At 70.1% G+C, this 21,228-nt stretch carries 23 protein-coding genes and 2 pseudogenes; 18 read left to right on the top strand and 7 right to left on the bottom strand.

All coding sequences use genetic code 11. The features are described from left to right. Positions 1–82 precede the first annotated feature (82 nt). From M2157_RS32965 to M2157_RS32995, 7 genes are all read left to right on the top strand, one after another. Positions 83–541, top strand: a complete 459-nt coding sequence (locus M2157_RS32965) for an Rrf2 family transcriptional regulator (protein WP_280867022.1) — start codon at positions 83–85, stop codon at positions 539–541. 122 nt (positions 542–663) lie between these two features. Then, positions 664–1,194 carry an RNA polymerase sigma factor gene (locus M2157_RS32970; protein ID WP_107104973.1) on the top strand — a complete coding sequence of 177 codons (531 nt, stop codon included), beginning with the start codon at positions 664–666 and terminating at the stop codon, positions 1,192–1,194. Continuing rightward, positions 1,191–2,009, top strand: coding sequence for a zf-HC2 domain-containing protein (locus M2157_RS32975; RefSeq protein ID WP_280857378.1), 819 nt, complete (start codon positions 1,191–1,193; stop codon positions 2,007–2,009). Before M2157_RS32970 ends, M2157_RS32975 begins: the two co-directional genes overlap by 4 nt. Positions 2,010–2,053: 44 nt before the next feature. After that, the gene (locus tag M2157_RS32980; protein ID WP_280867023.1) at positions 2,054–2,863 is read left to right on the top strand and encodes an ABC transporter ATP-binding protein; all 810 of its coding nucleotides are present in this window, start codon (positions 2,054–2,056) and stop codon (positions 2,861–2,863) included. Further along, a complete protein-coding gene (locus M2157_RS32985) occupies positions 2,860–4,257 on the top strand; it encodes a hypothetical protein (RefSeq protein ID WP_280867024.1) in 1,398 nt (465 codons plus the stop codon). Before M2157_RS32980 ends, M2157_RS32985 begins: the two co-directional genes overlap by 4 nt. Continuing rightward, positions 4,254–4,829, top strand: coding sequence for a hypothetical protein (locus M2157_RS32990; protein WP_280857375.1), 576 nt, complete (start codon positions 4,254–4,256; stop codon positions 4,827–4,829). Before M2157_RS32985 ends, M2157_RS32990 begins: the two co-directional genes overlap by 4 nt. Positions 4,830–4,995: 166 nt before the next feature. Beyond that, positions 4,996–5,646: a DUF4360 domain-containing protein gene (locus tag M2157_RS32995; RefSeq protein ID WP_280857374.1), complete on the top strand. Its 651-nt coding sequence runs from the start codon at positions 4,996–4,998 to the stop codon at positions 5,644–5,646. Positions 5,647–5,690: 44 nt separating this feature from the next. Here the strand turns inward: M2157_RS32995 and M2157_RS33000 are convergent, their stop codons facing one another. Beyond that, positions 5,691–6,491, bottom strand: coding sequence for an intradiol ring-cleavage dioxygenase (locus M2157_RS33000; RefSeq protein ID WP_280858997.1), 801 nt, complete (start codon positions 6,489–6,491; stop codon positions 5,691–5,693). A 176-nt stretch (positions 6,492–6,667) separates the two neighbouring features. Between M2157_RS33000 and M2157_RS33005 the strand changes: the two genes are divergently transcribed. Further along, on the top strand, positions 6,668–6,973 hold the full coding sequence (locus M2157_RS33005; protein WP_280857373.1) for a hypothetical protein: 306 nt from the start codon (positions 6,668–6,670) through the stop codon (positions 6,971–6,973). 230 nt (positions 6,974–7,203) lie between these two features. On the opposite strand, the gene M2157_RS33010 is transcribed toward M2157_RS33005, so the two are convergent. From M2157_RS33010 to M2157_RS33020, 3 genes are read right to left on the bottom strand one after another with little or no spacing between them, the layout of a single operon-like run. Next, positions 7,204–8,184: an aldo/keto reductase gene (locus M2157_RS33010; protein ID WP_280867025.1), complete on the bottom strand. Its 981-nt coding sequence runs from the start codon at positions 8,182–8,184 to the stop codon at positions 7,204–7,206. A gap of 49 nt (positions 8,185–8,233) precedes the next feature. Further along, complete coding sequence (locus M2157_RS33015) at positions 8,234–8,716, bottom strand: nitroreductase family deazaflavin-dependent oxidoreductase (RefSeq protein ID WP_280857371.1); 483 nt, start codon at positions 8,714–8,716, stop codon at positions 8,234–8,236. A gap of 10 nt (positions 8,717–8,726) precedes the next feature. After that, positions 8,727–9,572 (bottom strand): SDR family oxidoreductase, encoded by an 846-nt coding sequence (locus M2157_RS33020; RefSeq protein WP_280867026.1) that lies wholly within the window; start codon positions 9,570–9,572, stop codon positions 8,727–8,729. Between the two features lie 174 nt (positions 9,573–9,746). On the opposite strand from M2157_RS33020, the gene M2157_RS33025 reads away from it, so the two are divergent. The 7 genes from M2157_RS33025 (at position 9,747) to M2157_RS33055 (ending at position 14,868) form a co-directional block, all read left to right on the top strand. Then, complete coding sequence (locus M2157_RS33025) at positions 9,747–10,706, top strand: helix-turn-helix transcriptional regulator (protein ID WP_280857369.1); 960 nt, start codon at positions 9,747–9,749, stop codon at positions 10,704–10,706. A 160-nt stretch (positions 10,707–10,866) separates the two neighbouring features. Then, a complete protein-coding gene (locus M2157_RS33030; protein ID WP_280867027.1) occupies positions 10,867–11,211 on the top strand; it encodes a DUF1330 domain-containing protein in 345 nt (114 codons plus the stop codon). A 92-nt stretch (positions 11,212–11,303) separates the two neighbouring features. Next, a complete protein-coding gene (locus tag M2157_RS33035; RefSeq protein ID WP_280867028.1) occupies positions 11,304–11,783 on the top strand; it encodes a hypothetical protein in 480 nt (159 codons plus the stop codon). A 477-nt stretch (positions 11,784–12,260) separates the two neighbouring features. Then, entirely contained in the window at positions 12,261–12,956 is a 696-nt protein-coding gene (locus tag M2157_RS33040) for a hypothetical protein (protein ID WP_280857366.1), read from the top strand. Further along, positions 12,953–13,762 carry a hypothetical protein gene (locus M2157_RS33045; protein WP_280857365.1) on the top strand — a complete coding sequence of 270 codons (810 nt, stop codon included), beginning with the start codon at positions 12,953–12,955 and terminating at the stop codon, positions 13,760–13,762. Before M2157_RS33040 ends, M2157_RS33045 begins: the two co-directional genes overlap by 4 nt. After that, the gene (locus tag M2157_RS33050) at positions 13,755–14,309 is read left to right on the top strand and encodes a hypothetical protein (protein ID WP_280867029.1); all 555 of its coding nucleotides are present in this window, start codon (positions 13,755–13,757) and stop codon (positions 14,307–14,309) included. The genes M2157_RS33045 and M2157_RS33050 overlap by 8 nt, the downstream gene beginning before the upstream one ends. Before the next feature lie 28 nt (positions 14,310–14,337). Then, positions 14,338–14,868 carry an SUKH-4 family immunity protein gene (locus M2157_RS33055; protein ID WP_266522844.1) on the top strand — a complete coding sequence of 177 codons (531 nt, stop codon included), beginning with the start codon at positions 14,338–14,340 and terminating at the stop codon, positions 14,866–14,868. A gap of 12 nt (positions 14,869–14,880) precedes the next feature. Here the strand turns inward: M2157_RS33055 and M2157_RS33060 are convergent. Further along, positions 14,881–15,033: pseudogene (locus M2157_RS33060) on the bottom strand (alpha/beta hydrolase); the annotation flags it as partial. 7 nt (positions 15,034–15,040) lie between these two features. On the opposite strand from M2157_RS33060, the gene M2157_RS33065 reads away from it, so the two are divergent. The 3 genes from M2157_RS33065 (at position 15,041) to M2157_RS33075 (ending at position 18,275) form a co-directional block, all read left to right on the top strand. Beyond that, a complete protein-coding gene (locus M2157_RS33065; protein ID WP_280867030.1) occupies positions 15,041–15,772 on the top strand; it encodes a DUF3500 domain-containing protein in 732 nt (243 codons plus the stop codon). An 83-nt stretch (positions 15,773–15,855) separates the two neighbouring features. Continuing rightward, a complete protein-coding gene (locus tag M2157_RS33070; RefSeq protein ID WP_280867031.1) occupies positions 15,856–16,860 on the top strand; it encodes an arabinan endo-1,5-alpha-L-arabinosidase in 1,005 nt (334 codons plus the stop codon). Beyond that, on the top strand, positions 16,842–18,275 hold the full coding sequence (locus M2157_RS33075; RefSeq protein WP_280867032.1) for a family 43 glycosylhydrolase: 1,434 nt from the start codon (positions 16,842–16,844) through the stop codon (positions 18,273–18,275). The genes M2157_RS33070 and M2157_RS33075 overlap by 19 nt, the downstream gene beginning before the upstream one ends. 7 nt (positions 18,276–18,282) lie before the next feature. Here the strand turns inward: M2157_RS33075 and M2157_RS33080 are convergent, their stop codons facing one another. Beyond that, entirely contained in the window at positions 18,283–19,968 is a 1,686-nt protein-coding gene (locus M2157_RS33080) for a histidinol-phosphate transaminase (RefSeq protein WP_280867033.1), read from the bottom strand. 175 nt (positions 19,969–20,143) lie between these two features. Continuing rightward, a pseudogene (locus M2157_RS33085) lies at positions 20,144–21,193 on the bottom strand (aldose epimerase family protein); the annotation flags it as partial. Positions 21,194–21,228: the final 35 nt, after the last annotated feature.

A 21,228-nucleotide genomic window follows, 5' to 3' on the forward strand; every position in this document is an offset into this window, starting at 1 on the left:
GCGCCAGTCCGTTCGTGGGTGTGAGTGGTGTGCCTATTGTGGCGTGGCCATTGTCTACGCCCCAACGCCGCACAATTGTCGTATGAGGATCTCTGCACGGGCGGACTACGCGGTACGGGCAGTGCTGGAGCTTGCTGTGAGGCAGGACGCGGAGCCGGTGAAGGCCGGGGCCATCGCCGCGGTCCAGGACATTCCGCACAAGTTCCTGGAGGGGATTCTCGGCGACCTGAGGCGCGGTGGGATCGTCGACAGCAGGCGCGGCGGGGGCGGTGGTTACCGGCTCGCCCGGGAGGCCTCGGCCATCACGGTCGCGGACGTCATCCGCGCGGTCGACGGGCCGATCGTGTCGGTGCGCGGCGAGCGCCCCACCGGTCTGGAGTACACCGGCTCCGCACAGCCGCTGCTCCCGCTGTGGATCGCCCTGCGGGCCAACGTCCGCAAAATCCTCGAGGGCGTCACCATCGCCGACATCGCGGGCGACGCGCTCCCGGAGCCGGTCCAGCAACTCGCGGCCGAACCGGCCGCGTGGGAGAACCCCTGAGGTAGAAGGCCCACCGGGGAGCTCCGCCTGACTGTGTGACGTGGATCACGGCGAGGGGAAAACCTGTCGCCGGGGCCGGGCGTCTAGCAGGTGTGAGATCAGTCAGAGCAGCGCTGCACGAGATGGACGAGGAGCGTCTCGTCCGGCTGGTGGCCAAAGGCGACCGTGCCGCGTTCGAGGAGCTGTACCGGCGTACGTCGCCGTGGATGGTGGTGCGGCTGCGCCGCCGGTGCGTGGACGAGCAGATCGTCGCGGAGGTCATGCAGGAGACCTACCTGGCGGTGTGGCGCGCGGCAGGTGCGTTCGCCGGGACCGCTGTCGGGGGGACGGCCACCGGCTGGCTCTGGACGATCGCGGCACGCCGCCTGGTCGACGCGTTCCGGCGCAGGGCTCACCACGCGGAGCCGCCGCCGGCCGCCGCCCCGCCCGACGTGGCACCCGCCGCCGAGGAGTTGGCGCTCGCGGAGACCGTCGGCGGTGACGTCGGGGACGCGCTGCGGAGCCTCGCACCGGAGCTGAGACAGGTACTGCAGGCGATGGTGCTCGACGGGCTGTCCGTCCGGGAGACCGCGGTCCTGCTCGGGCTGCCCGAGGGCACGGTCAAGACCCGTGCCCGCCGGGCCCGTATCGAGATGCGGAGGGCGCTGGCATGAGTGTCGAACACGCGTCGAAGCGAATCATCGAGGGATACGTACGCGGCGGCGCGGACCTCTCCGCCGACGAGGTGTGGGCCGTGGAGGCGCATCTGGAGATGTGCCGGGTGTGCCGTGACCGGCTGTCCGCCGCGGTCGGTGCCGGGGCGCCCGACGTGGCGCGGCTCGTCGACACCGTGTGGTCCGGCCTCGAACCCCGACTCGCGGTCACCGCCACGATGCCGCGCCGACGGCGCTGGTCGGCGCGGCTGTCGAGGTGGATGACCCCCACGATGGTGCCGTGGCTGGCCATGGCCGTGGGCGTGACGCTGCTGACCCTGCTGCTCGACCTGGCCTACACCGGCTCCGGCGAGGTGTCGCTGGTGCTGCTGCTCGCGCCGGTGCTGCCCGTGCTCGGCGTCGCGGCGTCCTGGTCGCGCGGCCTGGACCCGGCCTACGAGCTGACGGCCTCGGTGCCCAGGAGCGGGCTCTATCTGGTGCTGCGGCGCACCGTGTCCGTGCTCGGTGTGGTGGTCCCCGCGCTGCTGGTGGGCGGCTGGGCGACGGGAGTGATGGTGGTGCAGTGGTTGCTGCCCTGTCTGGCCTTCACCTCGACGACCCTGGCGCTCGGCGGTGTCATCGGTGTGACCCGCGCCGCCTTCGTACTGGGCGCTGTGTGGGCCGGTGTGGTCGTGGCGCCGACCCTGGCCACCAGCCGTACGACCTTCGCCCTGCAGACGGGCGGTCTGCCCGTGTGGGGACTGATCCTCGCGCTCGGTACCGGTGTCGTGATCGCCCGCAGAGGCGCGTACACCCTGCTGGGAGCTCATCGATGACCGTCGGAAAGAACATCGGAAAGAACATGGGAAAGGAACACCGCATGACGTCCGCCGTGAGCGCGGCCGACATCGCACCGACGGCCTACGCCTGGGAGATCCAGGCCACCGGGCTGAAGGTCAGGGTCGGCAGGAAACGGATGGCCGTCGACGGCCTCGACCTCTCGCTGGGCATCGGCGTCCACGGACTCCTCGGCCCCAACGGGGCGGGCAAGACCACTCTCATCCGGACGCTGGCCACCGTGCTGCGCCCCACCGAGGGCAGCCTGGAACTGCTCGGCGAGTCCGTGGACGGCATGGGCGAGCACCGAGCGGTGCGCCGCCGAATCGGCTATCTGCCACAGGAGTTCGGCTACTACAAACGCTTCACCGTGCGCGAGTTCGTCGAGTACATGGCGTGGCTGAAGGAGGTGCCCAAAGCGAGCATCCCCGCGGCGGTGCAGCGCGCCGTGGAGCGGGTGGGTCTGGCGGACCGCGCCGACGAGAGGATGAAGGCCCTGTCGGGCGGCATGGTGCGCCGGGTCGGTATCGCCCAGGCCATCGTCAACGACCCGACGATCCTGCTCCTCGACGAGCCGACGGTCGGCCTGGACCCGGCGCAGCGGCTGCGCTTCCGCGAGCTGCTCCAGGAGTTGGGTACGGACACCTGTGTGCTCGTCTCGACCCATCTGGTGGAGGACGTCGCCGCCGCCTGCACCGACGTCGTGCTCTTCGCCGACGGGCGGCTGGTCTTCAAGGGGCCTCCGGACGAACTGGCCTCGGCGGGCGGACCGGAGCACGAGGGCGACAGCCCGCTGGAGCGCGGCTACTCGGCCATGCTGCTCAACCCCGAGCAGGGAAGGGGGACTTGGTGAACGGCCGCGTTCTGCGTATCGAGTTGAGGCGTTCGGTCGCCCCATGGGCCGGCGTCGTGGTCCTGGTGCCGGCGCTGACGTTCCTGTACGTACTGGACGGCACCTGGTGGAGCGGCACCACGGCGTGGACGGCCCAGTGGACGCCGCTGGCCATGAAGACCCGCTCCCTGCTGTTCTACCTGTGGCCGCTCGCCACAGGGCTCGGGGCGCTGCAGGGACTGCGCGACCACCGCTCGAAGATGTCCGAGCTGCTGACGAGCACCCCGCGGCCGGCCCGGCACCGCGCGGCCACCCTCACGGTCGCGACGGCGATCACGCTGGCCTCCGCTTTCGCGTTCCTCGTCCTCGTGGGCGGGGTCCAGGTGCTCGCCCACACCGAGTACTCGCATCTCGGGTGGCTGCCCATCTCGCTGGTGGGGGTGCTCTTCCTCGTCGCGGGGGCCGTGCTGGGCATGGGGGCCGCGAGGGCCCTGCCGTCGCCGCTCACCCCGCCCGCGCTGGCCATGGGCGCCTTCGTGTTCACAGCCCTCATGCACATGTCCCTGGGCCGGACGGAGACGAGCACGGCGGACGGGTTGACGAGCACGGAGCCGAACCGGGTCTCGCTGCTGTCACCGACGCTGGAGGACGTGCGCGAGGCGTTCGTCACGCTGTCCGCCCCCGTGCACGTCGGCCAGACGATCTGGCTGCTCGGCATGGCCGCGACCGGCTTCGCACTGCTCGTCGCCGCGACCCCGCGCGCCCGGCTCACCGCCCTGACGCCCGTCCTGGCGGGTGCGGTGATCGCCCTGCTCGTGCTTCCCGCCGACGCGCGCCGGATGTACGTCGTCGACAAGGCCGCCTCGGAGCCGGTGTGCGACGGCCCGGTGTGCGTGACGAAGACGCAGCAGGCACGGCTCGCGGACCTCGCGGGCCCCGGCAAGGAGGCGCTGCGCCTGCTGCGCGGTGCCCTCGGTGATCAGGCGCCGGACTCGGTCCGGGAGAACACCGCCGCACTGCCGGAGGGCTCCACGCCGCGGTGGTCCCGCGGCACCGTGCTCTTCGACTTCGACGACGACATCGTTGCCGGCGCGAAGGGCGAGGAGCTGACCTGGGCCCTGATCGCCAAGGGCATGGTGCCGGGGTGCACCCCCGTCGGCTGGAGCGGCCTCGGGGGTGACGAATACGCGCAGGCCGTCGCGCTGGGCTGGGTCCTCGGGGACCTCAAGCCGCTTCCCGGCACGTTGTCAGCAGGTTTGCGCCGCGAGGTCGAAGCCGAGACCCGCCCGGTGTGGAAGGAACTCAAGGCACTGCCACGAGCCGAGCAGCTCTCGCGGATCAACGCGATGCGCGCTGCCGCGTTCTCCTGCGAGGGCGACCCGTTCGACATCCTGTCCGGCGGTGCGTCCCGGTGAGATGGCTGACGTTGTACGCGCGTTCGCGGCAGGTACCCGCGGCGCTCGCCGCGGTGCTGATCGGCGCGGTGACGGTGTGGGCCCTCGCCCGGGACGGGAACGCGGGGCCCGGTGATCCGCGCATGCCCGTGCTCGTCCTCACCACGGGGGCGATGGCGGTCTCGGTCGGGCTCGGCGGGCAGGACCTCGCGCTGGACCGGACGGCCGCGATCCGCTGGATTCCCCGCAGAGCGGCGCACGTGCTGCTCGCCGGTGTGGCCGTCGCCGCGTCGCTGGTGACGGTGCAGACCATGGGCGCGTCCATGGCCACCGCCGCGTTCGTCGTCCGGGACAGCGCGGGCCTGATGGGCCTGGTCGCCCTCGGCGCGGCGCTCTCGGGCGGCCAGTACGCATGGACGCTGCCGTTCGCCTGGCTCTCGTTGGTGTTCTTCGCCCCGCCCCCGACGAGTGCGCCGATGCACGTGGCGATGTGGATGCTGCTGCCTCCCGGCACGGCGGCGGGCACCTGGACAGCCCTGGTCCTCACGGTCGTCGGCAGCACGGCGTACGCCGTCGCCGGTCCGAGGCGGTAGCCACCCAACTGACGCTGTTCACACGTGAGTTCGGACAACACTGGAATGGCTGGAGTTCGCCCTGGCGGTGTCACAGGGCGCTCCCTACGATTCGATCGCCGCGGTGCTTCACAGAAACCACACAGGTTCTCCACGCTTCAACTACAGCGCAGAGGAGAGACCCCCCATGGCAAGTGGACTTCTTCTGGGCGGCGCCGTCGCCGCTCTCGTGGCCGCGGCGGTACCCGCGCACAACCCGTCCGGCGGGTTCGTCGACCCGCCCCCGGACAAGATCGTGATCAACGTCGCCACGGTGAACGGCTCCGGCTGTCCCGCGGGCACGGCGGCCGTCGCGGTCTCCGAGGACAACACCGCGTTCACGGTGACCTACAGCGACTACCTCGCCCAGGTCGGCGGCAACTCCGACCCCACGGCGTTCCGGAAGAACTGCCAGCTCAACCTGATCGTCCACGTCCCCCAGGGCTTCACGTACGCCATCGCCGAGGCGGACTACCGGGGCTTCGCCTCGCTCCAGGCCGGCGCGAGCGGCGTCCAGCGGGCCTCGTACTACTTCCAGGGCTCCTCGCAGACGGCCGCCAAGACCCACACCTTCCCCGGCGCCTACAACGACAACTGGCAGGCGACCGACACCACCGACTGGGCCCAACTCGTGTGGGCACCCTGCGGAGTTCAGCGCAACTTCAACATCAACACGGAGGTCCGCGTGAACGCGGGCACCTCCTCGCCGTCCAAGGTCAGCTTCATGACGATGGACTCGACCGACGGCGACATCAGCACCGTGTACCACATGGCGTGGAAGGAGTGCCCCGGCAGGTGAACGGGTGTCGCCCGCCGCTCCTGTGGGCGGCGGGCGACGCGTGATCAGCGTTCGACGCCGAGGGTCAGGGTGCCGGTGTAGCCGGTGGAGGGGCTGCTGCCCAGGGCGGTGAGGGTCAGCAGGCCGGACGCGGCGCCGCCGTCGTCGTAGATCGAGTCCTGGGCGAGGGTGGTGCGGGTGACCGTGTTGGCCGAGTACGGCGAGAGCGCGCCGACCTTGGCGGTGACCGTCTCGTCGAAGAAGAGCTGGCCGGTGTGGAGTTCGGTGCCGCCGGTGAAGGAGCCGTCGGAGGTGAGCGTGACGCCGACATGCACCTTCACGTGGATGTGGACACAGCGGCCCCGGTACCAGCCCGGGTACACCGTGGTGATGCGGGCGACACCGCCGGCGTCGGTGAGCACGCCGCCGCGCAGGAAGGTGCCGCTGTCGGGCTCGTCGTGGCCGTTGTTGCCGACGTAGCCGGAGTACTCGCCGAGCGCGTCGCAGTGCCAGATCTCGACGAGGGCGTCGCTGATCGTGGCGCAGGTGTCGTCGTCGACGACGGTGAGGGCGAGCTTGAGCGGGAAGCCGGTCTTGCCCTCGGTGATGTCGGCGCGGACGTACTGGCCGTCTAGGTAGTAGGGGCCTTCGGTCATCTCCTTGGTGAGGGTGCAGACCGCCGCGGCGGCCACGGGGGCCGTGTCGGCGGTGCCGGCCGTCCGCGCGGTGGGGGTGCCGGGCGCGGCGGCGCCGAGGGCGAGGGTGGCGGCGGTGGCGCCCGTGGCGACCAGGACGGTGCGGCGGGCGACGGTGTCTCTCGTCGGGGCCTGGCTCGTAGGCGTCTCGTTCACGGGCGTCTCGTTCATGGGGGTCTCGTTCATGGGGGTGTCTGTCATGAACACGGCACCGTAGAAGCGGTCGCTGTTGATGGGCTGTCAGTTCGGCAAAATGAGGGATCGTCAAGTTTCTTGCGAGTCAGGTTGCGGTGTCTGGAGGGGCGGGCGCGGTACCGTACCGGGGCGTATGCCGACAAGGAGGGTAAATGGGGCTTACCGTGCGGGTCGAACGGCGCATCGCGGAGGACTTCCCCGGCCGGGACGGCGAGGTGGTGGGAGATCTCCTCACCGAACTGGTCAACCACCTGACCGACCGCGGCGACCGGGAGGACAAGGAACGGATCGCCGCAGCGACGCTGCTGTGCGGACAGGGCCGGGTGGACCGGCTCCTCGACGCCGTCCAGCTGGCCAAGGAGGACTGGCGGGACGTGCTGGTGGGGGCGGGGCTGGCGGACGCCGGGTGGAGGGAGCGGTTGGAGGCGGACTTCGGGCCGGTGGTTCCGGCCGGCTGATACACGGGTGTGAGCCCCACGGCGGCTGTCGAACCGCCGGTCTCGCCGTGGGGCCGCCCGACGGTGGCTACACCGTGAGCTCCGGGCTGCCGTACGACCAGCAGTTCCCTTGGACGACTGCGGCCGCGGTCTGCTCCTCGTCGAGGCAGCACGGGCGAGGTCGGACGGCTGAACGGCCCGCTTGGTGCTGTGCCGTGGGGTCGGCCGCTTTGAGCCGTGGGCGTAGGCGGTCAGCGGTCGATGCTGGCCATGTTGGCCTCGTCGTGGCGCTCGCCTGCGGCGGGTGTGAGGTTGTTCAGGCGGTCGAGCTGAGCGGCGCTGAGTTCGACGTCGTCGGCGGCGGTGTTCTCCTCGACGCGTGAGACCCGCCGGGTGCCGGGGATGGGGGCGATGTCGTCGCCGCGGGTCAGCAGCCAGGCCAGTGCGGTCTGGGCGGGGGTGGCTCCGATCTCGGCGCCGATGGCGCGCACTTCGTCGACGATGGCCAGGTTGCGCTGGAAGTTCTCGCCGGTGAAGCGCGGGTTGGTCTTGCGCCAGTCGTCGTCGGTGAAGTCGTCGACGGTGCGGATCTGCCCGGTCAGCAGGCCGTGGCCGAGCGGGGAGTAGAGAACGAACCCGATGCCGAGCTCGCGCAGCAGCGGGAGGATGTCGGCCTCCACGTCACGCGTCCACAGCGAGTACTCCGTCTGCAGCGCGGCCACCGGATGTACGGCGTGTGCGCGGCGGATCGTGTCGGGTCCGGCCTCGGAGAGGCCGATGTGGCGCACCTTGCCCTCGGCGACCAGCTCGGCCAGCGCGCCGACGGTCTCCTCAATGGGCGTGTTCGGGTCGACGCGGTGCTGGTAGTAGAGGTCGATGTGGTCGGTGCCGAGCCGCAGGAGCGAACCTTCGACCGCGGCCTTCACGTTGGCGGGGCTGCTGTCGATGACGCCGGGGCCGCCGCCGGCGTGCGAGACGAGGCCGAACTTCGTCGCCACGACGACGTCGTCGCGTCGGCCCTTGATGGCCTTGCCGACGAGTTCCTCGCTGTGGAAGGGGCCGTAGATCTCGGCGGTGTCGATGTGGGTGACCCCGAGGTCCAGCGCCCGGTGGATGGTGCGGATCGACTCGGCGTCGTCGAGCCCTCCGCCCGTGGTGTAGACGCCGGCCATGGTCATGGCTCCCAGGCCGATGCGGGAGACATCGAGCCCGCCCAGTGATACGTGCTTCATCAGGTGCTCCGTAGGTTGTCAGGCGGCCCAGGAGGGCCGGGTGTGCGTGTCAGTGCTCCTGGGCGGCCGGCTCCAGGACGAGGACCGGGATCTCGCGGTCCGTCTGCCTCTGGTACTCCGCGTAGTCCGGGAACGCCTCGACGGCTCGGGCCCACCACACGGCCTTCTCGTCCCCGGTCACCTCGCGTGCCAGCATGTCCCGGCGCACCGGGCCGTCCTGCAGCTCGGTTCGGGGCTCGGCCACCGCGTTGTGGTACCAGACCGGGTGTTTGGGGGCTCCTCCCGCGGAGGCGACCACGGCGTAGGAGCCGTCGTGCTCCACCCGAATGAGCGGGGACTTGCGGATCTTGCCGCTCTTCGCGCCCAGCGTGGTCAGGATGACGACGGGCACGTCCTCCAGTTTCTCGTCTTCTTCACGGGTGACCAGGACACCCAGCGTCGTTCCTTGTGTACCGCCGGAGCTTTCGTACAGTTCGACCTGGTCACGCACGAACTGCGCCGTGCTCGGCTCATACTCGCCATTCAATGGCACGGTGCCCTCCTCAGACGGTGGTGTCGTCGTAGGCGAGGTTGTCGCCCAGTTCGCGGGAGGCCTCCGCCTGGGCGAGGAGCTCCCGCGCCTTGGCCTCGGCGGCCTCGATGGCGTCCGCGCCGGCGACGAAGCGCTCCAGGGGCTTGTCCTGGCCGGCGATGGCGAGCAGGGCGCGGGCGAGCTTGGCGGGGTCGCCGGGCTGCTTGCCGTTCATGCTCTTCATGCCCTCGATCCTCGGGGCGGTGCGCGGGGCGTAGTCCTCGATGGACAGCTCGGGCCAGATGGTGGAGCCGTCCACGAGGAGTTCGGTGCGGAAGTAGCCGGGCTCCACGACCGTGGTGCGGATGTTGTACGGCTCGACGTCGTGGCGCAGGGACTCCATCCAGCCCTCTTCCGCGAACTTGGAGGCCGCGTACGCGGAGGTGAATTCCATGCCGACCACGCCGGCGGTCGAGGTGATGGTGATGATGTGACCGGCGCGCTGCCTGCGCAGGACGGGCAGGACGGCGCGGGTGACGTTCATCGGGCCGAAGAGATTCGTCTCGAACTGCCGGCGCATCTGCGCGGGCGAGATTTCCTCGAAGTAACCGGTGAAGAGATTGCCGGCGTTGTTGATGAGGACGTCGATGCGGCCGAAGCGGTCGACGGCGGCCTGCGCGGCGGCCTCGGCGTCCTCGAGGCTGGTGACGTCGAGCTTGGTGACCAGCAGATTGTCCTGCGGTCCGCCCAGGGCCTTCTCGACCACTTCAGGGCGGCGGCCGGTGGCGACGACCTGGTGGCCGGCGGCGAGGGCCTCGCGGGTGATGTCGGTGCCCAGGCCGCGTCCGGCACCGGTGACGAGAATGACCTTGCTCATGCGGAGTTTCCTTTCAGGCGCCGTGATCCGGCACCTGGTGTGTGCGGGGGTTCGCACCACCGTGGGCGGTGCACCACCTACAAAAGCCGCTGTCACGCGAGGGTGGGAGTCCCTGATGAGGGGGTCACTGACAGGGACCCCCTCCCCGACGGAAGCGCTCGTAGAGTGAAGCGCATGGCAGGCAGAAACGACCCACAAGGCGGCAAACGTGACATCCGTGATGATTTCCGCGCGGAGATCCGGGAATTCCTCGGCACGCGACGGGCCAGGGTCACGCCCGAGCAGGCCGGACTGCCCGTGTACGGCGGAGAGCGCCGACGGGTCACCGGGCTGCGCCGCGAGGAGGTCGCCCTGCTCGCGGGCATTTCCAGCGAGTACTACACACGGCTGGAGCGCGGCAACGCCACCGGCGTCTCCGAGAGCGTCATCGAAGGCATCGCGCAAGCGCTGCAGCTCGACGAGGCCGAGCGCCTCCACCTGAACGACCTCCTGCGCGGCGCGGGCACGACCCGTCCGCCACGCCGCCGACCCGCTCAGCAGCGCGTCCGGCCGACGGTGCGGCGCGTCCTCGACTCGATGGCCGGCACACCCGCGTTCGTCCTCAGCGGACGCGGGGACATCCTGGCCGCCAACCACCTCGGGCGCGCCCTGTTCTCCCCCGTCTACGCCGACCCGGTACGGCCCCCGAACAACGCCCGGTTCGTCTTCCTCAGCCCGCACGCGACCGAGTTCTTCCGCCACTGGGACGAAGTCGCCAACGACGCCGTCGCCATGCTGCGTGCCGAGGCCGGCCGTGACCTCTACGACCGGCGGCTCACGGACCTGATCGGGGAGCTGTCCACCCGCAGCGAGGAGTTCCGGCGCCGCTGGGCGGCCCACAACGTCCGCATGCACACCACCGGCGTGAAACTCCTTCACCACCCGGTCGTCGGCGACCTCGACCTGCCCTTCGAGACCTTCCCACTCGGCGACGGCCCCAGCCAGTTCCTCCTCACCTACACCGCCGAGCCCGCGTCCCCCTCGCAGGACGCCCTGAACCTGCTGGCCAGTTGGGCCGCGAGCAACGACGACATCGGGCGGTCCGCCCTGGAGAGCGACTCCGAGTCGGCCGGACCGGCCGAGACATCCGACTGAACGACTCGCCGTGCGCACGCTCCTTACCCGGAGGTACCCGGAGGTACCCGGACGACTCGACGCGGCTTCCCTCACCGCTTACCTCCCGGGTAATCGACCTCGGTTCGCCCCGCGTGCCAGGCTCGTCGGCGTACGGAGCCCTACCGACCGGGAGGACACCATGACCGCCTACGCCATAGCCCACCTGCGGGAAGCCGCGCCGCATCCGGAGATCGCCGAGTACATCGAGCGCATCCCCGCCACCTTCGAGCCGTACGGCGGACGCTTCCTCGTGCACGGCACGGGGCACGAGGTGAAGGAGGGCGGCTGGCCGGGGCATGTCGTGGTGATCGGCTTCCCGGGGATCGCCGAGGCGCGGGCCTGGTGGGACTCCGCCGCGTACCAGGAGATCGCACCGCTGCGTTCGCGGCACATCGAGGGCGACATCATCCTCGTCGAGGGCGTTCCCGACGGTTACGACCCCGCGGCCACGGCGAAGGCGATGCGGGACGCGCTCGCTTCCTGAGGACGTGCTTCCGACTCCCGTGCCCCACGGGGCTGTTGGATACTGGGCGGACTGTCGAACTGGCGACTGGCGTACGGAAGGGGGAGGTTCGCGTGCCGGACGGACGTGAGGTGGACCAGGCGGAGTTGCTGGACGTCGCCAAGGACGAGGACCGGGCACGCAGCCTGCTCCGCGCGCTGCGCACCCTGAGCACCGGGCCCGATCCGAAGCTGCGGGAGATGGCGCGGGGTGTGCTGCGCGGTGACCTCACCGCCGAACAGGCCTTCACCGACCCGGAGTACACCGCGGCCCTGTTCTCCGGCGCCGACAAGGTCCGCCGCGCGGGGGAGCTGCGTTCCGAGGCCGAGGCCCGCGAGGCCGGCGAGCGTTTCGGGGAGTGGCAGCAGGCGCGCCGCACCGAGGACGAGCGCGAGGACCAGGACGAGGGCGAGGGCACGCCACAGTCCGACACGTCGCCCCGTACGTCTCCCCAGCAGCCCACCGGGCCGTGGCGGCACTCCGGCGCGGGTGGGGTGGGCGGCCCGGGCGCCCTGGGCGGCTCCCGCCCGGCAGGCGGATTGCGCCACCGCTGAACACCGCGCCTGCCGCGGGTCACTTCGGCCCCCCTCGGCAGGCCGCTTCGGTCGCTGCTGAGCGGCGCGCCTGTCCTGGGCCACTTCGGCCCTCGTCGAGCTCGACCCCCGCCCCGGTCGTCGTACGACCAGCCTCTCGTCGAGCACTCCCCGCACCCTGGGCCCTTCGGCTACCGATGGACCCCGGCCCGCCGTCCGGCACTGCCCCGCCCCGGCCCTCTCCGTCCACCGTCGAGCACACTCGCCGAAGACCCGCCCGCCCGACTCATCCCCCCACCGCCGAAATCCAGCCGCCGAACCCCAACCCACCCCCCTGCCTCGCACCCCGCCGCCACGAACTACTCCCACCACGCCCCACCGACAAAAGCCCCCACCTCACTCCCTTCCACACCCCCAGCAAATCCCGCCTCACGTAGTAAAGTTCGGCCGTCGTACGCGTGACCTGAAATGGTCCTGCCAAGACGAGGGGGAACGAACATGGGGGTCGTGCTGCCCGACGAGGCGGCCTGGGTGTTGGACCTCATCGGCGTCGAGTGGCCCAACGTCGACGAGGACGACTACCGGGACATGGCCGACGGCCTGCGGTCCTTCGCCTCGCAGATGCGGGAGGGCAAGGACGCCACGGCGGGTGTCGTCCGGGAGTTCCTGGAAGGGAACGAGGGCATCGCCACCGCGGCCTTCCAGCAGCACTGGGGCAAGGTCAGCGACGTACACCTGGAACGCCTCGGCGAAGCGGCCGACCTCGGGGCGATGGCCCTGGACGGCGCCGCCGTGGCCGTGGCCGGTGCCAAGGTCGCCGCCATCGTCCAACTGGGCATCCTCGCCGCCGAGATCATCGCCGCCCAGGCCGCCGCGCCGTTCACCCTGGGGCTCTCCGAAGTCGGCGCGCTCGGTGCCACCCAGGCCACCCGCCTCATCGTGCGGCGGCTGCTGAAGGAGGCCGAGCAACTCCTCGTCGAGGAGCTCATGTCCGTCGCGATGGGCCCGGTCTACTCCGCGCTCGGCAACATGGCCACCGACCTCGTCCTCCAGCTCGGCGCCAACGCCGTGGGGCTGCAGGACGGTTACAGCCCGGGCAAGACCCTGCACGCGGGCAGCGAGGGCTTCTCCGACGGGCTGGACGCCGCCACGGGGACCACGGGGACCTTCACCTCGAAGGGAGGCGCCGCGTGAGTGAGACCGTACGCAGCGACAAGGACCTCCATGAGCGGCTCGCCGACCGGATCACCTCCCAGGCCGACGAGCACGAGTCCGGCGCCCGCCCCCACCTGCACCGCAGCCGGGCCGGCCTGGACCGGACGCGCGGCAAGGGCGCCCTGGCGGCGGCCGTCGAGACCGGGGCCGAGAAGATCCTCAGGGCCATCGAGGAGGCCGAGGACCAGCTCCACAAGCACCTCCAGGACGTGTCCAAGGGCGTGCGGGCGATGGGGGACAACCACGCGCGCAACGACAAGAACATCGAGACGATGCTGCAGAGCATCGTCAAGCGCTCCCGCGACCAGGACACCGTCCGTGACGGCGGCGGGATCGGCAAGGACCGCCCGGACACGACGAAGGACCCGCACACCGTCACCCTGGAGTGGAAGCCCGGGATGCCCAAGCAGGCCTTCGAGCGGAAGGCACGGGCCCTGCAGCGGCTCGGCGAGGAGGGCAAGCTCTTCAAGTTCAAGGGCAGGACCGAGGACTACCGCGACAAGCAGATCACCGCGCAGTACAAGGGCGCGCTGGAAGCACTGATCCGCAGGAACCACAAGGACGACCCCGACTTCGCCGAAGAGGCCGCGGTGGCGGCCCGTAAAATGCAACCCGACCATGTCAACGAGCTCCAGACCGGTGGTCCGGACGCGTGGCGTAATCTGCGGATGCTCGACCGGACGACGAACTACGACATCGGTACGCAGCAGATACGTCCGCAGATCAAGGATCTTCCGGACGGCAATCCCATCAACATCGACATCAAGTGGTGGCCGGATGACTAGCGCGAACCCGGCGTCGGCCCGTCTGATCGCGACGGTGGACGCCCTGCGAACGGCACTGGCGGAGAGCACGGACGTGTTGTCCTTCACGCTCGGCGGGACGATCGACGAGGAGACGGCCGCCGCCGCGGAGGCCGACGGTGTGCCGCGGGAGTTCCTGGACTTCTGCCGGGTGCTGGACGGCGCGAGCTGCGGGCCGTCCGTGCAGCTCTTCGGCCTGGAGGAGGCCGAGGAGCACCAGTTCTACTGCGAGCCTGTGGTCGACTCCCCGCTGCCGCTCTCCCCGGCGAAGCTCTACTGTGTCGGGATGATCCAGGAAGCCCCGGTCTACCTCGACCGCGCGGGCGGCGGTGTCCTCGGCGCCCCGGAAGCAGGCCCCGACTGGGTCGACGCGGAGCGCTTCGACGAGCTCGCGCCCGGCCTCGAGACGTTCTTCCTGGAGCGGCTCACCACGCCCGCCGAGTACAAGCGGCTCGCGCTGGTCGACGACGAACTGGTGGAGTACGACGACTGGCTGAAGCTGTTGCGACGGGCCGGTCTCACCGGCTGAGGCATGACGAAGGGAAAGCAGAGGACGCATGGCCACCCATGACGAGATGACGGAGCTGTTCGGCGCGGACCGCGTGGTCACGCTGGACCGTGCCGTCGCCGAGGAGCGCGGACTGTCCGAGGCCGACGCCGAGGTGCTGTGCGAGGTCGGTGTGCCCGTCTTCGTCGACGTGCTGTTCACCCTCGACACCGCCGAGGAGGGACCCGATCCCTTCACCGTGGTGCCGGTGGCCGCGGGCGGCGACGAGACCCACATCCTCGTGCTCGGCGGTCCCACCGACGACCCCGTGATGCGGTACTGCCTCGACATGGACCGCGGTTACGTCATCCTCATGTCCTTCGACGCCGAGCCGCGCGCCGAGATCGTGAACCGGACCCTCGCCGACCTCGTCGAGTTCCTGTACCGCTTCGCGCTGCGCACCAAGCACCTGGAACAGGCCGCCCCGCAGGACCGCGCCCCGTACACCGACAAGCTCGTCGAATACCTCAAGGCCCGCGACCCGTACGCGTTCGCGCAGCCGGACAGCTGGTGGTCGATGGTCTTCGAGCAGGTCGGCTGAGTCCTACGGCGCTCATGTCCCGGAGTCCCAGAACTCCCGCAGCGCGGCGTTGACGGCGGCGGGCCGCTGGGTGTGCGGGTAGTACCCGGGCACGCGTACGAGGCGTGCCCCGAGGGAGTCCGTGAGGGACTCGGCGACGGCCATCAGCGGGAGACCCACGTTCTTCACCTTCATGGGAACCCCGTCGACCACGCAGCCCTGGGGCTTCCAGTACGAGGGCCACCACGTCGCCATCAACTACTTCGTCCTGGGCGACCAGGTGGTGATGACGCCGACCTTCATGGGCTCGGAGCCCACGACGGGCACGTACAAGGGCGAGAAGATCACCCTCTTCCGGCCGGAGACCACGGCGGGCCTTGCCATGATCCGCTCCCTCACCACGGCCCAGCGCGCCAAGGCGGTCTCCGCGCAGTCGAACGGCAACGAGGACATGAAGGCCGGCGCCGGCCAGGACAACCTCGAGCTCGCCTACGAGGGGCTCAAGGGCTCCGAACTCACCTCCGGTCAGCAGGAGAAGCTGCTGGACCTCGTCGGTGTGTACGTCGGCTACATCAACGAGGGACACGCCGAGGTCAAGATGGCCGAGGTGAAGACGCACCTGGACGGCACGTACTTCTACTGGATGGGGGAGACGGAGGACGACTCCGCCTTCTACTACCGCGTGCACAGCCCGGTGGTCCTCGTCGAGTACGACGCCCAGGCCCCGCTCTTCTACAAGGGCGACTCCTCGGCGACCCCCAGCGCGAGCGCGAGTTCCGGCTCCGACGCCGGAGGCCCGGGCGGCGGCATGGGCATGGGCGGCGGGACCCCGTCCCAGGAGCACATCCACACCATCATCCGCACCCCGAACGGCGGCGACTACGGGATCGATCTGCTCAAGCTGCACCTGGAGAACGACCACTGACGACCAGTGAGGTGTGCGCGGACCATTGACGCGCAAGGGGTTCGATTCTACGGTCCCGTCCGAAGCTCTGATCGGCGATCGGTATGTCGAACATCCCCCCACTCGCATCCCCCCCCCCAAGGAGCGTCAGCGTGCGCCGCACCTCACTTCTGGCCGTTCCCGTCGCCTTCCTGCTGGCCTTGATCCCGGGCACGGCATCCGCCTACCCCAACCCCGGGACCGTCACCGGCGCCACCACCATCCACGACCCCACGATGATCCGCACATCGGCGGGCCGCTATCTGCTGTACGGCACCGGCGGCGGCCTCGGCTACCGCACCTCCACCGACCGGACGGCGTTCACCGCCGGCAGCGACGCCTTCACCACCAAGCCGGGCTGGTGGTCGTCGTACGCCACCGAGGCCTGGGCGCCGGACATCTCCTACCAGGGCGGCAAGTACCTGATGTACTACGCCGTCTCGACCTTCGGCTCCAACAAGTCCGCCATCGGCCTCGCCACCTCGAGCACCGGCCTGCCCGGCTCCTGGGCGGACCAGGGGACCGTCTACACCTCCACGACCTCCAGCGACTACAACGCCATCGACCCGAACCTGTTCGTCGACGGCGACGGCAAGTGGTGGCTGTCCTTCGGCAGTTGGTGGACGGGCCTGAAGACGATCCAGATCAACCCGTCCACCGGCAAGCAGCTCTCCACCAACACGACCCGGTACTCGATCGCCTCCCGGCCCACCGGGACCAAGGCCGTCGAGGCGCCGTACATCGTCAAGCGAAACGGCTACTACTACCTCTTCGCGTCCTACGACACCTGCTGCGCCGGCACGAGTTCGACCTACAAGGTCAAGGTGGGCCGGGCCACCAGCGTCACCGGGCCGTACGTCGACAAGAACGGCGTCTCGATGACGAACAACGGCGGCACGCCGGTCCTGGAGTCGCACGGCCGGTACATCGGCCCCGGCGGCCAGTCGATCATGAGCGACACCGACGGCGACCTGATCGTCTACCACTACTACGACGGCAACGACAACGGCACACCCAAGCTCGGCATCAACCTCCTGAACTGGAGCAGCGGATGGCCCGTCGCCTACTGACCCTGCTGGCCGCCCTGCTTCTCGCCCTAGGACTCGGACAGTCCCCCGCGAGCGCGGCCTCGTTCGCCAACCCGGTCAAGGCGCAGAAGGGCGCCGACCCCTGGATCTCGTACCACGAGGGCAACTACTACCTGGTGACGACGAGTTGGACCAACGTCATCACCATGCGCAAGTCGGCCACCCTCGCCGGCCTCGCCACCGCGCCGAGCGTGCAGGTGTGGACCGGGGACGCGGCCTCGCGCTGCTGCAACATCTGGGCGCCGGAGATCCACTTCATCAACGGCCGTTGGTACCTGTACTACGTCGCAGGCCAGGACGTCTCCGACTACAACCCGACCCAGCGCACGCATGTGCTGGAGAGCGCCGGGTCGGACCCCATGGGGCCGTACACCTACAAGAACCAGCTCAACTCCTCCTGGATGCTGGACCCGACGGTCGCGACCGTCAACGGCCAGTTGTACCTGTTCGGCAGCGCGAGCGGCGGCACCCAGAACCTCGTGGCGGCCCGCCTCTCCAACCCGTACACCCTCGCCACCGGCTTCTCGACGATCTCCACGCCGACCAACTCCTGGGAGCGGAGCGGGGGTTCGGTCAACGAGGGCCCGGAGGTCCTCCAGCGCGGTGGCAAGACCTTCCTGATCTACTCGGCGAGCGGCTGCTGGACCCCCGACTACAAGCTTGGCCGGCTCACCCTCACCGGCTCGGACCCCCTCTCCGCGTCCTCCTGGACGAAGAGCTCCACACCCGTCTTCCAGCGCAACGACTCGGCCGGCGTCTACGGCCCGGGGCACAACGGGTTCTTCACCTCACCCGACGGCACCGAGAGCTGGATCGTCTACCACGCCAACGACTCGGCGTCCGACGGCTGCGACAACGGCCGTACGACCAGGGCCCAGAAGTTCACCTGGAACACCGACGGCACCCCGAACCTCGGCACCCCGGTCGCCCTGGGCGCGTCCCTGACGGGCCCCGCGGGCGAACCCTCCGCGACCTCGACGACGTACACCCTCACGAACCGCAACAGCGGCAAGTGCCTGGCGGTGGCGGGCGGTTCGGCGGCCGACGGTGCCGACGTCCGGCAGTACACCTGCAACGGCGGCACCAACCAGCGCTGGCGCGTCGAGGATCGGGGCGACGACACCAGCCGCCTGGTCAACGCGGCCACCGGGAAGGTCCTCGACACCGCCGACTGCTCCACGGCGGACGGCGCGGACCTGCGCCAGTGGACCTGGCTGGACAACACCTGCCAGCGGTTCCGGTTCCTGGTGACGGACAGCGGCTACGTGAGGATCGTCAATCAGGCCACGGGCAAGGTGGCCGACGTGGCTGACTGCTCGACGGCGGACGCCGCGGACGTACGCCAGTGGTCGTGGCTGTCCAACACCTGCCAGCAGTGGAGACTGAACCCGGTCTAGTCGCCTCTCAGCCGGCCTGCCCCATCCCCGCCGCGTTCGGCCAGCTCTGAGCGTTGGGCCACCCGGTGGCGGGCGCTTGGGAAAGTTCCTGCGGAGCGCCCGGCGCCGGTGCGGTCATCCCCCGCACCTGCGCGGCGGTGAGCCCCCCACGGGCCGGCACTCCCGGCGGAGTCGGCCCGTGGGGCGGCGCGAAGGGCGCCGGAGCCGGCGGAGGCGTCGGCATCGGGGCAGGAGCAGGAGCAGGGGCGGGCATCGGAGCCGGCGCCGGCATCTGGGCCGGCATCGGCATCCCCGCGCCCATGGAGGCTGCCGTTCCCATGGAAGCAGCCGAGCCCATGGAAGCAACCGAACCCATGGAAGCTGCCGCCCCCATGGGCGCCGCCGTGGCCACCGCCATCGGCTGGGCGACAGGCATCGGCATGCCGACGCCTGCGCCCATCCCCCCGCCGCCGCCGACGGCCATCGCGGCCAGATCCTGCATGCCTGCCCCGTTGGTCTGGCCGACCAACCGGTCCACTGCCGCCGTACCCGAGCTGTAGCTGGTCCCTTGAGCGAGCTCGGGCACGGCGGCTCCCCTCCTGGTCCCGTAGAGCACCTGTTCCAGGCCGGACACCAGGCGACGCACGTCCACCTGGGGGCGCACCACGAGTCGCAGGAAGCGGCTTGAAGAGCCGATCTTGTTGCCGCACTCGCGGACGAGGATCCGGTGCTCGGTGAGCATCCGGTCCCGGACCACGGTGCCTTCGGCGCCCACGGGCAGACGCACGAAGAGGAAGTTCCCCTGGGAGGGGTAGACGGTCAGGCCGGGCAGCGCGGCGAGCTGGCTCGCCATGTCGAGGCGGTCCCGGCGGACCTGGTGGAGGCTCTGCGCGTACTCGGCGCCGTGCTCCTTGAGCATGAACACCACGTACTCGGCGAAGGCGTTGAGGTTCCACTTCGGCAGCATCGAGCGGACCCGGCCCGCGAGGGAGGGGTTGGCGACCATGTAGCCGAAGCGGATGCCGTGCAGGCCGAAGTTCTTGCCGAGGCTGCGCAGGACGATGACGTTCGGCCGGATCATCGCCTCCTGGACCACCGACGGCTCCTGCTCGGCGTCCGCGAACTCCAGGAACGACTCGTCGATGACGATGAGGTCGAGGTCGGCCATGGCGTCCATGAACTGCACGAGCGCGTGCTTGTGGAGGAAGCCGCCGTCGGGGTTGTTCGGGTTGCAGATGACCGCGACCCGCGTGCCCCGGGTGCGTATGAACTCGGCGTACTGCGCGAGGTCCAGGGCGAATCCGCTGGACTCCTGGAGCGGGAACATGTCGACCCGCTTGCCGGTCTCCATCGGCTGGTCGGTCCAGCGGCCGAAGGTGGGGACGGGGATGGCGAGGGACTCGCGGACCAGCAGGTGGTCGATCCAGGTGATCAGTTCGGTCGAGCCGTTGCCCATCGCCACGGCCTGCGGCGGGAGTTGGAGCAGATTGCACAGCTCGGCGGTGATCGTGTCGGCGCTGCTGGGGTAGTACGTGATGATGTCCTTCAGCCGCGAGGCCATGGTGTCCATCATCGCCGGAGTGGGAAAGTAGGGATTGCAGGGGATACAGAAGTCCACCGGCCCCGTCCCGTCGCCGCCCTCGCGCGCCAGCGCCGCCATGGACGGGCTGTGCGCAGCCGTGCTGCGGAACAACGAGGTGACGTTGTCGGCCATCGAACCTCCGTATGGGGCGGACCCGGCGGGGACGACCGGGTCCGTCGTCATTGGGTGGCCCGCGCGGGGGAGCACGGGCCGCCCTTACATACGGATGCCTGCGTGGCGCTGTTCAACGGGTGTGAAAGAAGTGTGAGTTCGGGAACCCCGGGCCCGAACTCGTCATCTGACCAGGTCAGGCGTGGAACGAGTGAATCGTCGTCGTCCGGTATGTCTGGCCGGGACGCAGCACCGTCGACGGGAACGACGGGTGGTTCGGCGCGTCCGGGAAGTGCTGCGTCTCCAGGCACAGCGCGTCGCCCTGGCGGTAGGTGTGACCGCCGGTGCCGGTGAGGGTGCCGTCGAGGAAGTTGCCGGAGTAGAACTGCAGCCCCGGCTCGACGGTGGAGATCTTCAGCGTGCGGCCCGACGACGGGTCGCGCAGGGTCGCCACGTGCTCGGGCTTGGCCGTGATGCCCTTGTCGAGCACCCAGTTGTGGTCGTAGCCCTTGGCGAGGACCTGCTGCTGGTGGCCGGCCCGGATGTCCCGGCCGATCTGCTTGCCCTTGCGGAAGTCGAAGGGGGTGCCCGCGACCTTCGCCGGCTCACCGGTGGGGATCAGACCCGAGTCGGTGGGCGTGTAGCGGGAGGCCGCGATCCGCAGCTCGTGGTCCTCGATGGTGCCGGTGCCCTCGCCGCCGAGGTTCCAGTACACGTGGCTGGTGAGGTTGACGACGGTGGCCCTGTCGGTGGTGGCCTCGTAGTCGATCCGCCACTCGCCGTGCCGGGTGAGGGTGTACGTCACCTTCACCTTGAGGGTGCCGGGGTAGCCCATCTCGCCGTCGACGGACGTGTAGTACAGGTGCAGGCCGACGTCGGAGCCCTTGGTGAACGGCTCGACGTCCCACACCCGCTTGTCGAAGCCCTGGGCGCCGCCGTGCAGGCTGTTGACCCCGTCGTTGACGGAGAGCTGGTGGCTCTTGCCGTCCAGGGTGAACCGGCCCTTGGCGATGCGGTTGCCGTAACGCCCGATCAGCGCGCCGAAGTACGGGCTGGAGGCGACGTAGTCCTCGACGCGGTCGAAGCCGAGGCAGACGTTCGCGTACCTGCCGTCCCGGTCGGGGACCTCCAGGGACTGCACGATCCCGCCGTACGACAGGACCTTCAGCCGGGTGCCGCCGTTCTCCAGCGACCAGCGGTCGACCTCGGTCCCGTCGGCGAGCCTGCCGAAGAGCGTCTTCACCGGTGCTTCCTCTCCTCCCATGGGAAGGGCCCCGCCTT

This window comes from Streptomyces sp. SAI-127 (assembly GCF_029894425.1).
Lineage (GTDB): Bacteria > Actinomycetota > Actinomycetes > Streptomycetales > Streptomycetaceae > Streptomyces.

Excerpts from the sequence above, each read along its gene's own strand:
- M2157_RS32965 (WP_280867022.1), top strand. The coding sequence starts at position 83 with ATGAGGATCTCTGCACGGGCGGACTACGCGGTACGGGCAGTGCTGGAG.
- M2157_RS33050 (WP_280867029.1), top strand. The coding sequence starts at position 13,755 with ATGACTAGCGCGAACCCGGCGTCGGCCCGTCTGATCGCGACGGTGGAC.
- M2157_RS33055 (WP_266522844.1), top strand. The coding sequence starts at position 14,338 with ATGGCCACCCATGACGAGATGACGGAGCTGTTCGGCGCGGACCGCGTG.
- M2157_RS33005 (WP_280857373.1), top strand. The coding sequence starts at position 6,668 with ATGGGGCTTACCGTGCGGGTCGAACGGCGCATCGCGGAGGACTTCCCC.
- M2157_RS32980 (WP_280867023.1), top strand. The coding sequence starts at position 2,054 with ATGACGTCCGCCGTGAGCGCGGCCGACATCGCACCGACGGCCTACGCC.
- M2157_RS33065 (WP_280867030.1), top strand. The coding sequence starts at position 15,041 with ATGGGAACCCCGTCGACCACGCAGCCCTGGGGCTTCCAGTACGAGGGC.
- M2157_RS33020 (WP_280867026.1), bottom strand. The coding sequence starts at position 9,572 with ATGAGCAAGGTCATTCTCGTCACCGGTGCCGGACGCGGCCTGGGCACC.
- M2157_RS32995 (WP_280857374.1), top strand. The coding sequence starts at position 4,996 with ATGGCAAGTGGACTTCTTCTGGGCGGCGCCGTCGCCGCTCTCGTGGCC.
- M2157_RS33040 (WP_280857366.1), top strand. The coding sequence starts at position 12,261 with ATGGGGGTCGTGCTGCCCGACGAGGCGGCCTGGGTGTTGGACCTCATC.
- M2157_RS33080 (WP_280867033.1), bottom strand. The coding sequence starts at position 19,968 with ATGGCCGACAACGTCACCTCGTTGTTCCGCAGCACGGCTGCGCACAGC.
- M2157_RS32975 (WP_280857378.1), top strand. The coding sequence starts at position 1,191 with ATGAGTGTCGAACACGCGTCGAAGCGAATCATCGAGGGATACGTACGC.
- M2157_RS33030 (WP_280867027.1), top strand. The coding sequence starts at position 10,867 with ATGACCGCCTACGCCATAGCCCACCTGCGGGAAGCCGCGCCGCATCCG.
- M2157_RS33010 (WP_280867025.1), bottom strand. The coding sequence starts at position 8,184 with ATGAAGCACGTATCACTGGGCGGGCTCGATGTCTCCCGCATCGGCCTG.
- M2157_RS32970 (WP_107104973.1), top strand. The coding sequence starts at position 664 with ATGGACGAGGAGCGTCTCGTCCGGCTGGTGGCCAAAGGCGACCGTGCC.
- M2157_RS33025 (WP_280857369.1), top strand. The coding sequence starts at position 9,747 with ATGGCAGGCAGAAACGACCCACAAGGCGGCAAACGTGACATCCGTGAT.
- M2157_RS33075 (WP_280867032.1), top strand. The coding sequence starts at position 16,842 with ATGGCCCGTCGCCTACTGACCCTGCTGGCCGCCCTGCTTCTCGCCCTA.
- M2157_RS33000 (WP_280858997.1), bottom strand. The coding sequence starts at position 6,491 with ATGAACGAGACGCCCGTGAACGAGACGCCTACGAGCCAGGCCCCGACG.
- M2157_RS33070 (WP_280867031.1), top strand. The coding sequence starts at position 15,856 with ATGTCGAACATCCCCCCACTCGCATCCCCCCCCCCAAGGAGCGTCAGC.